The sequence below is a fragment of the Bacteroidia bacterium genome (assembly GCA_023228875.1).
Lineage (GTDB): Bacteria > Bacteroidota > Bacteroidia > NS11-12g > UBA955 > JALOAG01.
In genome coordinates, this window is sequence record JALOAG010000021.1 from 1 (window position 1) to 15744 (window position 15744).

General features: G+C 34.7%; 18 protein-coding genes. All 18 read left to right on the forward strand.

Annotation, left to right across the window (positions count from 1 at the left end):
* Positions 1-475: 475 nt before the first annotated feature.
* The 18 genes from M0R38_11555 (at position 476) to M0R38_11640 (ending at position 15504) form a co-directional block, all read left to right on the forward strand.
* Positions 476-1402 (forward strand): DNA adenine methylase, encoded by a 927-nt coding sequence (locus M0R38_11555; protein ID MCK9482366.1) that lies wholly within the window; start codon positions 476-478, stop codon positions 1400-1402.
* Positions 1386-2225, forward strand: a complete 840-nt coding sequence (locus M0R38_11560; GenBank protein ID MCK9482367.1) for a type II restriction endonuclease — start codon at positions 1386-1388, stop codon at positions 2223-2225. Before M0R38_11555 ends, M0R38_11560 begins: the two co-directional genes overlap by 17 nt.
* A gap of 6 nt (positions 2226-2231) precedes the next feature.
* On the forward strand, positions 2232-4013 hold the full coding sequence (locus M0R38_11565) for an AAA family ATPase (protein ID MCK9482368.1): 1782 nt from the start codon (positions 2232-2234) through the stop codon (positions 4011-4013).
* A complete protein-coding gene (locus M0R38_11570) occupies positions 4006-4971 on the forward strand; it encodes a site-specific DNA-methyltransferase (protein ID MCK9482369.1) in 966 nt (321 codons plus the stop codon). Before M0R38_11565 ends, M0R38_11570 begins: the two co-directional genes overlap by 8 nt.
* Positions 4972-5116: 145 nt before the next feature.
* Complete coding sequence (locus M0R38_11575) at positions 5117-5527, forward strand: hypothetical protein (GenBank protein ID MCK9482370.1); 411 nt, start codon at positions 5117-5119, stop codon at positions 5525-5527.
* A gap of 896 nt (positions 5528-6423) precedes the next feature.
* The gene (locus M0R38_11580) at positions 6424-7254 is read left to right on the forward strand and encodes an AraC family transcriptional regulator (protein ID MCK9482371.1); all 831 of its coding nucleotides are present in this window, start codon (positions 6424-6426) and stop codon (positions 7252-7254) included.
* A gap of 98 nt (positions 7255-7352) precedes the next feature.
* Positions 7353-7889: a YceI family protein gene (locus M0R38_11585; protein ID MCK9482372.1), complete on the forward strand. Its 537-nt coding sequence runs from the start codon at positions 7353-7355 to the stop codon at positions 7887-7889.
* A gap of 14 nt (positions 7890-7903) precedes the next feature.
* Positions 7904-8824 carry a DsbA family protein gene (locus tag M0R38_11590; protein MCK9482373.1) on the forward strand — a complete coding sequence of 307 codons (921 nt, stop codon included), beginning with the start codon at positions 7904-7906 and terminating at the stop codon, positions 8822-8824.
* Positions 8825-8826: 2 nt separating this feature from the next.
* Positions 8827-9252, forward strand: coding sequence for a DoxX family protein (locus tag M0R38_11595; protein MCK9482374.1), 426 nt, complete (start codon positions 8827-8829; stop codon positions 9250-9252).
* Between the two features lie 80 nt (positions 9253-9332).
* On the forward strand, positions 9333-10157 hold the full coding sequence (ygiD, locus tag M0R38_11600) for a 4,5-DOPA dioxygenase extradiol (protein MCK9482375.1): 825 nt from the start codon (positions 9333-9335) through the stop codon (positions 10155-10157).
* 6 nt (positions 10158-10163) lie between these two features.
* Entirely contained in the window at positions 10164-10784 is a 621-nt protein-coding gene (locus M0R38_11605) for a trimeric intracellular cation channel family protein (protein MCK9482376.1), read from the forward strand.
* A 263-nt stretch (positions 10785-11047) separates the two neighbouring features.
* Positions 11048-11326, forward strand: a complete 279-nt coding sequence (locus M0R38_11610) for a hypothetical protein (GenBank protein MCK9482377.1) — start codon at positions 11048-11050, stop codon at positions 11324-11326.
* On the forward strand, positions 11323-11811 hold the full coding sequence (locus M0R38_11615) for a hypothetical protein (protein MCK9482378.1): 489 nt from the start codon (positions 11323-11325) through the stop codon (positions 11809-11811). Before M0R38_11610 ends, M0R38_11615 begins: the two co-directional genes overlap by 4 nt.
* A 29-nt stretch (positions 11812-11840) precedes the next feature.
* Positions 11841-12023 (forward strand): DDE-type integrase/transposase/recombinase, encoded by a 183-nt coding sequence (locus tag M0R38_11620; GenBank protein ID MCK9482379.1) that lies wholly within the window; start codon positions 11841-11843, stop codon positions 12021-12023.
* A 360-nt stretch (positions 12024-12383) separates the two neighbouring features.
* Positions 12384-12815 (forward strand): hypothetical protein, encoded by a 432-nt coding sequence (locus tag M0R38_11625; protein ID MCK9482380.1) that lies wholly within the window; start codon positions 12384-12386, stop codon positions 12813-12815.
* A 162-nt stretch (positions 12816-12977) separates the two neighbouring features.
* Complete coding sequence (locus M0R38_11630) at positions 12978-13232, forward strand: hypothetical protein (protein ID MCK9482381.1); 255 nt, start codon at positions 12978-12980, stop codon at positions 13230-13232.
* Positions 13229-13636, forward strand: coding sequence for a hypothetical protein (locus tag M0R38_11635; protein ID MCK9482382.1), 408 nt, complete (start codon positions 13229-13231; stop codon positions 13634-13636). Before M0R38_11630 ends, M0R38_11635 begins: the two co-directional genes overlap by 4 nt.
* Before the next feature lie 1049 nt (positions 13637-14685).
* Entirely contained in the window at positions 14686-15504 is an 819-nt protein-coding gene (locus M0R38_11640) for a competence protein (GenBank protein ID MCK9482383.1), read from the forward strand.
* Positions 15505-15744 lie beyond the last annotated feature (240 nt).

Here is a 15744-nt window from a genome sequence, read left to right on the forward strand (position 1 = left end):
CGATAAAAATTGTCAGTTGGTACCAAGCTGTCAATGCTTACTTGATACAACATTTTTGGTTGAATATCCTTACGTCCCTGCATGCATCAAAGATAAGAAAAGAAATTTTTAAGACAAAATATACAACACTGACAATCAATTAATTATGCACACTTATTGCACTTTTGTTAATACATGCATAATTGATTTATATTTGCCTAATGAAGTTATGGGTGTGGTTGTGCAACAGGCACAGCGGTTTTGCAAAAAAGCGGGTTCAGTGGTTAATTGAACATTCTACCTCGCATCAACTTTTGTGGTGTATTGACAGTTTTGTGCTCCGAAATCCGCCACTGCGCCAAGCGCCAAAACGTTAGCCGACACCCCACAACGACAGTGCTAAAATTCAACATTCGGACAAAATTCAAACTTGAAACCGACTTCTAACCGAAAAATTTATTGTAATTTTGGAACATAACTTACGAAATTGAGCAGAATGACTGAAAATAAAATAGCAAAACCGTTTTTGAAGTGGGCAGGTGGAAAAACCCAGCTCATTTCTGACATTGAACGAACTTTGCCGACAGACATAACACGGACAAATTTTACTTACATCGAACCTTTTGTTGGAAGCGGTGCGGTTCTTTTTTGGATGTTAAACAACTTTCCTCATCTTAAAAAAGCCGTGATAAACGACATCAACGAAGACTTAATAAACACTTACAAAACTATTGCAAACAACCCAAAAGAGTTAATCTCGATTTTGCAAGTTTTGCAAAATGAATATCACACTTTGGAAGGAAATGAAGAAAACAAAAAACTTTATTACTACCAAAAAAGGGAATTGTACAATACAAGAAAAGAAGAACAAAGCGGACAAGCCGCTTTGTTTATTTTTCTCAATCGTACTTGCTTTAATGGTTTGTACAGAGTGAATAGTAAAAATTTGTACAATGTTCCGATGGGTGGTTATAAAAAACCAACGATTTGCGACAAAGAAAATATTTTGGCTGTTAGTAATGCTTTGCAAAAAGTGGAAATTTTGTGTGGAGATTTTGAGCAAACACTTGATTTTGCTGAACAAAATTCGCTTTTCTATTTTGATCCACCATATAAACCGTTAAGCGAAACATCAAGTTTTAATTCTTATGCAAAAGATGAATTTAATGATAACGAACAAATTCGACTAAAAGATTTTTGCAATAAATTGGACATCTTAAATCATTCGTGGATTTTGAGTAATTCTGATGTGAAAGGCAAAAATGAAAATGACAACTTTTTTGATGATTTGTATTCTGACTTTAATATTCAAAGAGTTGAAGCGAAAAGAAGCATCAACGCTAATCCTGCAAAAAGAGGAAAATTAACGGAGTTACTAATTACAAATCAAGTGAATAACAAAGAATATGTCAGAGCAATTTAAAATCTTTTTATCGCAACTTTCGGAAACCAACGCAACACTTGATTATTTCACAGATTTCGGAAAAATCAAAAGCAACGTAAATAAAATTTCAATCAAACTTAATCAGTTGAATTACTTGATTGGGAAAGAAAATTTGAAAGAAGCCGTAAATGAACTTTATGAAGAAAATCCGAAAGTTTTTGAGGTTTTGGACATCTTGATTGCTATTCGCAAAAACAAAAATGCCAAAACATTCAACAACAAAGGAGAAATCGTTTTGCTCGATACTTATTTCACTTCGCCCGAATTGATTTTGGAATACATTGAAGAAACAGGTTTGGCAGAAGTTTTCAGAAACAAAGATGTTACCAATTTGGTGGATTATGTTTTCGGAATTGAAGTTGGATTGGACACAAACGCAAGAAAAAACAGAGGTGGAGATAATATGTCGAAAGCCGTTTCGCTTATTTTCGATAAAGCCGAAATTTTCTACAAAAAGGAAGTAAACAATACGATATTTTCCGAAATCATCAGCTTGGGAGCAGATGTAAAACGCTTTGATTTTGTCATCAAAACCAAAAAGAAAACCTATTTGATCGAAACCAATTATTACAACAGCGGAGGATCAAAACTGAACGAAACAGCGAGAGCATATTCCGATGTTGCACCGAAAATCAATCAGTACGAAAGCTACGAATTTGTTTGGATTACGGACGGACAAGGTTGGTTTTCGGCAAAAAACAAATTGGAAGAAGCGTACAACATTATTCCAAGTTTGTATAATTTGATAACGCTTGAAAATTTCATCAAGAAAATTCAAGCCGAAACAGTAATTGAGTTTTAAAAACGTATGATTAGAATTGAAAACATAAAAATTAAACGATATAGGTCAATTAACGACCTGATATTAAACCTTGATGAAACACACAATATTATAACTATTTGTGGACAAAATAATGTTGGAAAAACCAATGTCCTAAGAGCTATTAGTTTATTTTTTAATAAAACTGATTTTTCCTTTAAAGACGACATACCTGAATACAAACAAATGACTTTGGGCGCAACAGTTTACCCTCATATCTCAATCACAATTAAAGATGTTAAAAAAAACAACTCTTATTCCATTGTAAAAGACTTCAATGTGAAAAATATTGAAGATAATTCTATTAAACAATATTCAATTACTGGTAAAAAAGATGGAATAGATATTACATCAAAAGATTGTGAAAAATTATTAGAAAGTATTAATGTATTATTTCTACCATCAATAAACGTTTCATTTCCCGAAACTATTAACTACTTAATTGATGACAAATTTCTTGATATTGAATTTGGTAATACTAGAATGAGAGGAAAAAAAGGAGATGTGAAATCTTCATTAGAGAAAGCAAGAACTACTTTACAAGAAATCTTAGACGATCTTACGACCTCAATTGATCCTATTTTTAAAGAATTTCATAATAATTGGGGAATTAAATTTATTGTTCCAAAAAGTATAAACCGTTTCAGAGAAATTCTGAATGAAGAAATTGAATTTGTTCTAACAGATGACACAAAATCTGAAATAAAATCCAAAGGAGCTGGATTGCAAAGACTAGGTCATATCTTGCTTAATCTTAGAATTATTGAAAAGCTTACAGCGTCAAAGAAAAATTGTATTTTAATTATTGATGAACCTGACATTTATCTACATTCAAGTTTACAGAAAAAATTAAATCAACGATTAAAAGAAATTTCTGAAAAAACTCAAGTCTTTATAACTACACACAGCCCATTATTTATTGATGGATATAAAATGAAGAATTTATTCCTTCTTGAATTAGGTGTAACGCCTACTTTTTCCACTAGAAAAAAACAAGAAGGAAACATACTTGATACTAAGCTTATTGATCTAAAAAAAGATGATGCCATTTTCCTTATAAAAGAAACATTGGGAATTGAGGATAAGGATAATTTAATTATTGGCAAGAAAAATTTAATTGTTGAGGGAGAAGAAGATAAACGATATATAACTGAACTATGCAACTTTTTCGGTTTGCCTATGTGTAATATAATTGCAACAGGAGGAGTTACGAACTTTATTAAGTATCTAGACTACTATAACTCTATTACAGAAACCGATGGAGATAAACCTAAATTTATTTTGCTATACGATAATGATGAAGAAGGCAGACTACAATATGATAAATTGAATAAAAAAACATATGACAAAATAGAAACGAAACATTTCTTTGTTATTGATGCTCAAAATACAGTTTTTTCGAGCCAAAAAAATTTAAAGCCAAATATTGAGATTGAAGATTTAATATATCCTGAAATCATTCTTGAATTATCCAACAAAATATTTTCAAAGAAAAAAGGATTTAAAAGAATAAATGAAAAAACTTTTTTGAAGAAAGTATCTAATCAATCATTAAGATTTAATGGCATTTTAGAAATTCTTGATGTTTTAAAAAATGAAGCTAACCCTAATGACGGGCTTCAATTATCTACAAAAGACAATTCTTTCAAAGGGGGTATTTCAAACCTTTTTGTAATCAAAGGAAATCAAGAGATGATTGAAAAAATACAGATACTTGACACGAAATATCCTGAAGTTAAAACATTTTTAACAAAAATAATGAATGCTTAAACCTTATTTCAAATCTGACGACAAAGATTTCTATCTTCTTCACGGAGATACAATGAACTTATTGCCCGAATTTGAACATAAGTTTGATATGGTTTTTGCAGATCCACCCTATTTTCTTTCTAACAACGGTTTGTCGATTCAAAACGGACAAATTGTAAGTGTAAACAAAGGGAAATGGGACAAATCCAAAGGGTTTGAATTTATCAACGATTTCAACAGAAAATGGCTTTCGTTAGTTCGTGATAAGATGAATGATGACGCTACGATTTGGATAAGTGGAACAATGCACAATATTTTCTCCGTTGGACAAATCTTGACAGAGTTGGGTTTCAAAATCTTGAACATCGTAACTTGGGAAAAGACAAATCCACCACCAAATTTTTCTTGTCGTTACTTTACTTACTCGACAGAACAAATAATTTGGGCAAGGAAAAGCGAAAAAGTTCCGCATTATTTCAACTATGAATTAATGAAGCAATTGAATGCCGACAAACAAATGAAAGATGTTTGGAAATTGCCTGCAATCGCACCTTGGGAAAAATCTTGCGGTAAACACCCAACTCAAAAACCACTTTCGGTTCTGACACGTTTAATTTTAGCTTCAACAAAACCAAACGCTTGGATTTTAGACCCATTTGCGGGTAGTTCGACAACGGGGATTGCGGCTAATTTAGCGAACAGACGATTTTTAGGAATTGACCAAGAAGAAGAATTTTTGACAATCAGCAAAAACCGTAAAATTGAAATTGAAAATCCAAAAATTGCAACAACGTACAGACAAAAAATAGGTGGTTTCAACGACAAAAAAGAACTTGATTTATTTCTTATCCAAGAACCACAAACTGAATATAAAACAGAAATAAACTTTGACCGAAAACGGGGCGATCGGCTAACATCGCATTGGAAAAATGGCGGGTTAAGTGCTAAATTCAACGGTAGTAATTCTACTGAAGTTTAGTGCAAAATTCAACATTTCCGCTTCGATTACCGCCACTTCGCCAATGCGTGAACCGTTAGCGGTCATTGTAAATAACGCCATACGACAAATGAATAAATTGACAACTTCTCTATTTTCTGAGCTTAACTGTAATTAAAAACTGAATATGAATTTTATTTCAAAATACTCAATTAAGACATTTTTAGGATTGCTGCTGGCTGTAATCCTTTTTCATATTTGCATTATTTTAAAAATTATTCCTTATGACATAGCTTGGGGTGGAAGACTTACAAATGATTCGGAAATGTATGTTTTTGAAACAATATCAATTCTTATAAATATATTTTTATCAATTATTTTGTTAATGAAAGACAACATTATAGAATACAAATTCTCAGACAAAGTTATAAATGTAATTTTGTGGACTTTCTTCGCAATTTTCGTTCTAAATACAATTGGAAACATTTTTGCGAAAACGACCTTCGAGAAATTATTTGCTATATTAACTGGACTTTCAGCGATTTTAATTTGGAATATAGTAATGAAGAAAAAAACAACGAACCGCCAACACGGGTAGCTGTTGCACAACTCTCTAAAAAAAGAAAAAAACATCAAAAACGGCTTCATTAGAAGCGATTTAAGCACACTTGTTTTTTCAACTATGCTTTTTAAGTTGGTTTTTTGGGTGGTTTATATAGGAGTTGTGAGCGTTGTGATGTAGTCAATAAAAAAACGAAAGGTGTTTTGCGCAGTTGCCTCTATTTTTTGCATGGCTCGCGCTATGCTGTATCAAAGGTTTGTGATAATAAGCGATAAAAATTGTCAGTTGGTACCAAGCTGTCAATGCTTACTTGATACAACATTTTTGGTTGAATATCCTTACGTCCCTGCATGCTTCAAAGATAAGAAAAGAGATTTTTAAGACAAAATATACGACACTGACAATCAATTAATTATGCACTTTTATTGCACTTTTGTTAATACATGCATAATTGATTTATATTTGCCTAATGAAGTTATGGGTGTGGTTGTGCAACAGGCACACAGGTTTTGCGTCAGGCGGGGTGACGTGAAAACTTGAAGCTTTGTGCTTCTATTCAAGTTCCGTGCTGGTTGACGGTTTTGTGCTCCGAAATCCGCCACTGCGCAAAGCCCCAAAACGTTACCTGCAAGCCTAAAAGACGACACAGCAAGAATGATCGACAGTAATAAACATAAAGTAACGGGAGAACCATTAGACAGCCTACCCAAAGCCAACGCTTCTGTATTTTTATTTTTTCCCACCGCACATTTTTTAAAACAAATAAGCGAAGCGATTCACGAGTGCCAATAAAAGTCAAATTAAACAAACGAGTAATTTTAGCCCTCCACACAAATGGCACATTTGGTTTTTCCGACACACGAGCTAACACTCAAAAAACCAAAAGAGCCATTTTGTTGCCACCGCTCAGTTAAAACCATAACTTTGAAATCATGAATCAACTTTTTAAAATATTCAGAGTGGACGCTGCTGAAGCAAACAAAATCAGTGCTTCGCCTGATGATCCGCATCAACACGATTTTGAAGAGTTGATTATTGGCATGGAAGGACAATTAGAACATTTTATTGATTTCAAAACGACTCTTCTGGATGCCCCATTAGTCAGCTTTGTTACCAAAGGCAAGGTTCACCGTGTAATTCCGAAAGTAAAAAAGGGTAAATGTGATATGTGGGTGCTGAGGTTTAAAAGTGAGTTTATACCGGAAATCACTTTTCAGCTTTATGCTCGCTATCACAATCATGCCATGCTCAAATTGCCCAATGATTATTGTTTCAAACGACTGACCGTCATTTGCGAAATCATGAATAATGAGGCTCAGCAACAAAACCCTGACCTGAGCGTGATAAAGCATTTGCTTAGTGCTTTGTTTATCATGATTGAAGCTGAAAGAAACAAAATCGCTCCACAAGACGAGGAAACAAATGCATCGCAAAACACCACCTTACAAAGCTTTCTACAAATTTTGGAAGACAATTACAAAAGACCATTGGGTGTTGATTTTTATGCCGAAAAACTATTTATGTCTGCAAGAAATCTCAATTTGATTTGCAAGAACATTCTTAATCAAACGGTAACCGAGATTATTGAAACCCGCAAACTGATTGAAGCAAAAAATCAATTGACCCACAGTGATAAAAACATTTCAGAAATTGGTTTTGAACTGGGTTTCAACGAAAAAGCCTACTTCACCAACGTGTTTAAAAAGCGAACCGGACAAACCCCTACCGAGTTTCGCGAGGAGATGAAAAAGCTCCTTTCCTGATTTTACAACTCTTCTTCCAAATACTGTTACCCCTTGCCCTTTAAATGATTGCACCTTTGTAGTGTAAAATTTTATTAATCATTTAAAAAGCAATAAAAATGGAAACAGAAACAACAAAAACTTGGGTATTAGACCCCACTCACAGTGAACTTACTTTCAAAGTAAAACACATGATGATTACCAATGTAAAAGGAGAGTTTAAAAACTTTTCAATCGATGTAGAAGGAGATGATTTTTTTAAGTCACAGCTAGTGGTAAGTGTAGATGCAGAATCTATTAGCACCAATAATGAAGACAGAGACAATCATCTTAGATCAGCTGATTTTTTTGATGTAGAAAAGCACAAAGAGCTCACTTTTAAGAGCACAACTTTTGAGCATAAAGAGGATGACGAATACCTTTTAAAAGGAATGTTGACCATTAAAGGAGTAAGTAAAGAAGTGAAGTTGGAAGTAGAATTTGGCGGAATCAACAAAGATCCATGGGGGAATGATAAAGCCGGCTTTTCATTTACCGGTAAAATAAACAGAAAAGACTGGGGATTGAACTGGAATACAGCTTTGGAGACCGGAGGTGTTTTAGTGAGCGAGGAAGTTAAAATTTCAGGTGAAATTCAATTTACCAAACAATCTTAATATTGAGTATTGTTATGAAAGTAAATGAGGTAAATCCGCTATTGTGCGATCCGGAGACGGGAATGTGTGAAATTCCGGCTACTGGAGGTGAAAATGTTGTGCAGTATAAATCAGCTAGTAAAATGCTAAAGCTAGTTTACTTTACCGATCCAATCTGTTCTTCTTGTTGGGGAATTGAGCCTCAGTTGAGAAAACTAAAATTGGAATATGGCGATTATCTTGAAATTGAGTATCGTATGGGCGGTTTGTTGCCCGATTGGAATTACAACAGTGGCGGCATAAGTAAGCCGGCAGATGTAGCCCTTCATTGGGATGAGGTGAGTGAGCATTACGATATGCCCATCGATGGAGATGTATGGTTGGAAGACCCGCTTCATTCATCATATCCGCCATCCATTGCTTTTAAGGCAGCTCAACTGCAAAGTGAGGGGAAAGCCATATTGTTTCTCCGCGAATTGAGAGAATTGGTTTTCTTAAAAAAGAAGAACATTGCGAAATGGGAAAACATCTCAGCCGCAGCTCAAAAAGTTGGTTTGAATGTAGTTCAATTAAAAAGCGATTTTGAGGGCAAAGCCACTGACTTATTTGAAGAAGATTTAAAGTTGGCTAGGGACATGGGCGTTAGAGGTTTTCCAACGATGTATTTTATAGATGATAGCGGAAACAAAGAGTTGGTATACGGCTTAAGACCTTATGCTTTTTATGAAATGGCGATTTTAAAATTGAATCCCGATATTCGTAAAAAGGAGTACAGCAAAAAATGGAAAGCGCTATTTGCGCAGTACAGTAGTTTGTCAGCAAAAGAGTTTTCTGAACTATCGGGCATGCCAAGAACGGAAAGTGGAACTTTTCTGAAGGAATTGAGTACGAAAGGAGAATTGGAGCAATTGAAAACAAAGAACGGCAGTATTTGGATCAACAACAAAACAGCATAATAATGATAAGAAGTCTTTTTTATAATGAAGTTTATTCTAGAAACATCAACCTGGTTTTATTATTAGTTCGCCTTACAGTGGGCGCTTTTATGCTCACCCATGGCTGGGGCAAATTTTTAAAACTAATAGGCGATGGAGCAATCACTTTTACTGATCCGCTTGGTCTGGGAGAAACAACTTCATTGGTGCTTACCGTTTTTGCCGAGGTGTTTTGTTCCATTCTTATCATTTTAGGTTTAACAACTAGGTTTGCCGCGATTCCTTCCTTAATTACTATGTTGGTGGCGGCATTTATTGTGCATGCCAATGATGGCTTTGGGAAACAAGAGTTGGCACTGCTTTACGGAACTATTTATTTGGTAATTGCCGTTTTAGGAGCAGGAAAGTACTCTGTGGATTATTTAATTTTCAAGAGAAATACTGCTTAAAAATTAAGTCTAATGAGATAATTATGAAAAGAAGGGCATTTTTAAAAACATTAGCTTTATTACCATTAACCGCAGCAGCTATGAAACTGAAAGAATTAAATAAGATATCAGAAACCTTTAGCAATACCACAAAAATGCCCGTATTGTTTTTAGGGCATGGCAGTCCAATGAATGCCATTGAAGAAAATGAATTTGTAACAGGCTTTAGAAATATTGCCAAAGAAATTCCTAAACCGAATGCCATTTTGTGTATTTCGGCACATTGGGAAACCAAAGGAACTTTTGTAACCGCAATGCAAAACCCTCCTACTATTCACGACTTTGGTGGATTTCCTAAAGAACTTTTTGCCGTGCAATATCCCGCACCGGGAAGTCCTGATTTAGCCCAACAAACAAAATCACTTATCACAAAAACCGAAGTAGGTTTAGACGATAAATGGGGACTTGACCACGGTGCGTGGAGTGTGATAAAGCATTTATATCCCAATGCTGATATTCCGGTTATTCAAATGAGCATAGATTACAGTCAAAGTCCACAATACCACTACGAATTGGCACAGCAGATAAAATCACTGCGTGAAAAAGGTGTGCTGATTATTGGCAGTGGTAACATCGTTCATAATTTAAGAATGGTGGAATGGAAAAGGTTAAATGATTCTTTCGGCTACGACTGGGCAATAGAAGCCAATGAAAAAATGAAATCGTTTATACTAAGTGGAGACCACAAGCCGCTTATCAATTTCCGCTCCCAAGGAAAATCCTGGGATTTGGCTATACCAACACCCGAACACTATTTACCATTATTGTATTCATTGGCATTACAAGACAAAAGCGAAGATGTGAAATTGTTTAACGACAAAGCCGTAGCGGGTTCGCTCACTATGACTTCAGTAAAAATCGGGTAAAAGAATTTGGACTTTAAATTCACCATACTATTAGACTTGTTAGGCACATTTGCATTTGCCATTAGCGGTATTCGCTTAGCTTCAGGCAAACAAATAGATTGGTTTGGAGCTTACATTATCGGATTGGTTACAGCCATTGGAGGAGGAACATTAAGAGACATTTTGCTTGATGTTCCGCCCTTTTGGATGCTTGATGTTAAGTATTTTTTAACCACAGGAGTGGCTCTTTTTGCTACAATATTATTTAAAGACAAACTATTCAAATGGGGCAGCACTTTGTTTTTGTTCGACACCATTGGACTGGGTTTATTTACTATTGTTGGAATAACGAAAAGCATAGATGTCGGTCTTCCTTTTTGGGTTTGCATTATAATGGGCACAATTACAGGTTCGGTGGGTGGTGTGGTTAGAGACGTTTTGCTGAATGAAGTGCCGTTGATTTTCAGAAAAGACATTTATGCTCTTGCTTGTGTTGCAGGTGGTGTTGTTTATTTCATTTGTAATTACTTGCACTTATCGACAGGTATTACAGAAATAATTGCCGCATTGACAGTAATAGTTTTCCGATTGATATCAGTAAAATATCACTTGCATTTGCCGCAGTTGTCTCCAATAGACAATAAATAGTGACTTGTCCTGAAATAGGTTGACAGAAATGTGTCTAGTCCTAAAATAGGTTTACACCAAAACGTGTAAAAATGGACAAAAAAAGTAAAGTCATTTCAGGACTAAAAACTGGAAAAAGCATCATTCAAAAGCCGAACAAGTATTTTAGTGATTCGGAGAAACATCACATTCTACGAGAATTACTTGAATCGGGTTGTACTAAACGAGAGATTTGGGAAAAATATACCGGACAGGAATAAGAACACGGTCAGCTACTTCGTTGGATGCGAGAATTAGGTTACGATAGTTCTGTTAAAACCAGAAGGCCTAATTTTACAGCCAATAATACTGATATGGTTATGGCTAAAAAAGTAAAAGTGGAAGATAAAGTAATCGAAGCCTTTGAAACGCTTCAGTTGAAAAAAAGAATAGCGGAGTTAGAAAACCGGCTCAAAGATGCTGAGATGAAAGCTATTGCATTTTCTACAATGGTTGATATTGCAGAAAAAGAATTTAATATTCCTATCCGAAAAAAGTACAATACCAAACCATTGAAGAAATGAAAAACAACTTTCAGAATATAGGATTTGCCAAGCTATGTTCTTGGTTTGGTATCACTCGACAGGCATATTATCAAAACTCGTGGAAAGCCATAGATACTACTATTGAAGAAGAATTAATACTGCAACAAGTAAGACAAATAAGGGCAAATCATCCAAGATTAGGAACGAGAAAGCTCTATGACAAACTTCAACCATTTATGCTTGAAAATGGGATTAAAATAGGTAGAGATGCCTTGTTTAATCTACTTGCAGCCAATTATTTATTGATAAGAAAACGAAAGCGTAGAATAACAACCACCAACTCCTATCACTGGCTTAGGAAATATCCTAACCTGATAAAAGGCTTTGTCCCGACAGCACCCAATCAACTTTGGGTAAGCGATATTACTTATTGGAAAATTAATCCTCAAGAACACTTGTATATCAGTTTTATTACTGATGCGTATTCTCATAAAACAGTCGGTTATCAAGTAGCTGAAACATAGAAGCCATTGAGAGTATCCAAGCCCTGCAAATGGCTCTCTCTGCCTTTAGAGGGGCAGAGAGCCATTTGCCACTCACGCATCACAGCGACAGAGGCATACAATATTGCAGCAAAGAGTATGTAAAGCTATTGCAGGATTACAACATACAAATCAGTATGACTGAAAACGGAGATCCTTTAGAATTAAGCGAAGCGAATCACGAATACCATTGAAAAAACAATAAAAACAAAATGAGTAAAATGCCATTGCAGAAAGAGTAAACGGAATCATCAAAGAAGAATATTTAGATGCTTATGAAGTCAATAATATCAAGGAAGCCAGAGAATTATTGGATAGCGTAATAAACCTTTATAATGACGACAGACCTCATATGAGCATCAGTAACCATACACCCAATCAAGTACATCATTCACAAAGCCCACTAAAAACAGAGAAATTATGGAAGAATTATTATCTGAAAAAAACTATATTCGTAAACCAATGTCAGGACTAAAAAACAACTGTAAACTAATAATAGGATTTAACCTGTAACCTGTAAACTTTTTTTAGGACGAGACAGTATTACAATAGTTATGAAAAATATTGCATTAATAAGTTTGTGCACTCTCGCTTTGGTTCTTCAAAGTTGCAGAGAAGGCGATGACGGAAATACAAAGTCTTGTTTTAAAATATTCGAAGCAAAAAATGAATCTAATAAAAAGGCTGTAATATATTTATTCAAACCTAATAATAGTTTATTTAAACAGGTGACTATTGACGTTGGCGACTCTTCAATTTTAGATCAGGGCAATTGTAATGCGCCCCATACACCCGAGTATTTGCTGACCATTTCTTTAGATTCTGCTATAATTGAATTTTCTGATGGTAAGAGACTTATACAGACATTCGGTAATAGAATCAAAATGGATACAGTTAATAATATACTATCAAATTTGAGTTATATTTCCAGCAATAACAAAATGAGATTTAATTTAAGACAATTAGACTATCAAAGGGCTAAGTAAACAGCCCAGCTTGTAACAGCACATTTGCGTATATGGCGGGTTTAGCAGTAGGTGAAGCATTTCGCTTCTAATGAAAATTAGTTGTAAAATGAAAATTCTTGCTCCTAATCCGCCACATCGCAAATCTGCAAACCGTTATATGCAAGCCTAAAACAGACGACCGTGAAGACAATAATAATATCAATACTTTTATATGTAGTATCAACTTGCTTGACAATTTACTCAAGTGGACAAGCTTCAATAGTGACATTAGGAATTTTATTATTAATTGCTGTTTTGGGTTCTTTAGCTTTTTCAATTTGGTTTAAAGAGAATTTTAAGGACAATTTATTGAGAGCTGCAAAATTCGTTTTTCCTATTGTTCCGGTTATTTTTTTACTTGGATACTTTTATAACACATTAAAAGTTATGCTATGAAACTTATCGTTCTAAAATTTTTATCAACTATTTGTATAGCTTTTTTAGTCGTAATTACTTTTGTTCTTGGACAAGTTCCATTGATAGAAGGTAAACATTTGCTAAATCAGTATATTGACACGGAATTTGCTAAAGACTATAGTCCTGAAAAATTTGATAAAATTAAAGTCGGAATGACAATTGACGAAGCTATAGAAATTATTGGTGAACCATTGTATAAGGGACAAGGTTATAAAGACACTCTCAATACAAACTACTATTATACTGGTGACGGAAAACTACTGAACTCAACAAAAGACAATGGACAAAGTGGATATGAAGATTTTGCTTGGTATCGTTCGACATTAGAAGTTGACAGGAATAATAAAATAATTGGCATAGATAAAGGATGGAGTCACGACTAATGCGAGAAAGAAAGCCTGCATATAACAGGCGTAGCTGTTGCACAACACTCTAAAAAAAGAAAAAAACATCAAAAACGGCTTCATTAGAAGCGTTTTAAGCACACTTGTTTTTTCAACTATGCTTTTTAAGTTGGTTTTTTGGGTGGTTTATATAGGAGTTGTGAGCGTTGTGATGTAGTCAATAAAAAAACGAAAGGTGTTTTGCGCAGTTGCCTCTATTTTTTGCATGGCTCGCGCTATGCTGTATCAAGGGTTTGTGATAATAAGCGATAAAAATTGTCAGTTGGTACCAAGCTGTCAATGCTTACTTGATACAACATTTTTGGTTGAATATCCTTACGTCCCTGCATGCATCAAAGATAAGAAAAGAAATTTTTAAGACAAAATATACAACGCTGACAATCAATTAATTATGCACATTAATTGCACTTTTGTTAATACATGCATAATTGATTTATATTTGCCTAATGAAGTTATGGGTGTGGTTGTGCAACAGGCACATCGGGTTTTGCGTCAGGCGGGGTGACGTGCAAACTTGGAGCTTTGTGCTTCTATTCAAGTTCAGTAGTGGGTGACAGTTTTGTGCTTCTAAACCCGCCCGAACGCAAAGCCCGAAAAACGTTGTGTGTCAGCATAGGACGACCACTCACAAACAAGAAATCTAATAAGACAGCGGATATGAAAATATTTTTTTTGACATTATCATTTATTACGACAGTAAATTTAACATCGTATTCACAAGATATTCAGAAGACTAAAATAGAAAGTCAAATTCAAGATACGACATACTAATATGCCTATGTCAGAGTTCAAGGAAAAGCATTTTCTAAAAAACTTAAAGTAGATGTTGATTTTGGAGATACGCCAGAACAGCTAAAAGTTAGCGAAGAATATTCAGAAGTACTTACAAATAAAAAATCATACGCAGCAGTATTAAACTATATGGCAGAAAATGGATTTGAACTTGTTCAAACACTTGAGTTAACTTCATCGTATCAAGGTTCAGGTGGAACATCAGGTGTTGTTTTTATTATGAAGAAAAAGAAATAATGAAATACGCAATTATTAATGGCACAAAAGCAGAAGCTACTAAAGGGATTAAGGGAACTTGTCCAAGTTGTGGTTCAGAATTAATTGCCAAATGTGGCGACAAAAAAGTTTGGCATTGGGCACATCGTAGCATTACATCTTGCGACAGTTGGTGGGAACCGGAAACTGAATGGCATCGTAATTGGAAAAACAATTATCCAGCAGAATGCCAAGAAATAGCATTGTTTGACGAACAAACGGACGAAAAACATATTGCAGACGTTCGGACAATACACAATCTTGTTATAGAATTTCAACATTCAGCAATAAAGCCCGAAGAACGAATCTCTCGTGAAAAGTTTTACAAAAATATGCTTTGGGTTGTTGACGGAACACGTTTAAAAAATGATTATCCACGTTTTCGTAAAGGGAAAGAAAGTTTTTTTTTCACGAAAACAAACAATGACAATGTTTTCAATGTAGAATTTCCAGACGAAGTTTTCCCATCAAATTGGCTTAATAGTTTTGTTCCTGTAATTTTTGACTTTCTTGGGTTATCAACGGACGAAACAGACGAAATTAAAAATACGTTATGGTGTTTAGTGCCTAAACAAGAAGATGGAAAAACTTATGTGGTAAGTATAAAGCGTGACGTTTTTGTTAAAGTGACAAACAATTCCCCAACTCTTTTTCAACCAAAGCCTCAACCAAGACCAATACAACAAAAACAGCAAATAATTATACAACCTAACAGACCTATTCATCGTGGAACTTTAATTGATTGGATTGACCGAAAACAATCAGCAGGAAACTGGAAACCGAGAAGAAAAAAATGGTAACAAAAAAGCCGAACCGCCAACACGGGTAGCTGTTGCACAACACTCTAAAAAAAGAAAAAAACATCAAAAACGGCTTCATTAGAAGCGTTTTAAGCACACTTGTTTTTTCAACCATGCTTTTTAAGTTGGTTTTTTGGGTGGTTTATATAGGAGTTGTGAGCGTTGTGATGTAGTCAATAAAAAAACGAAAGGTGTTTTGCGCAGTTGCCTCTATTTTTTGCATGGCTCGCGCTATGCTGT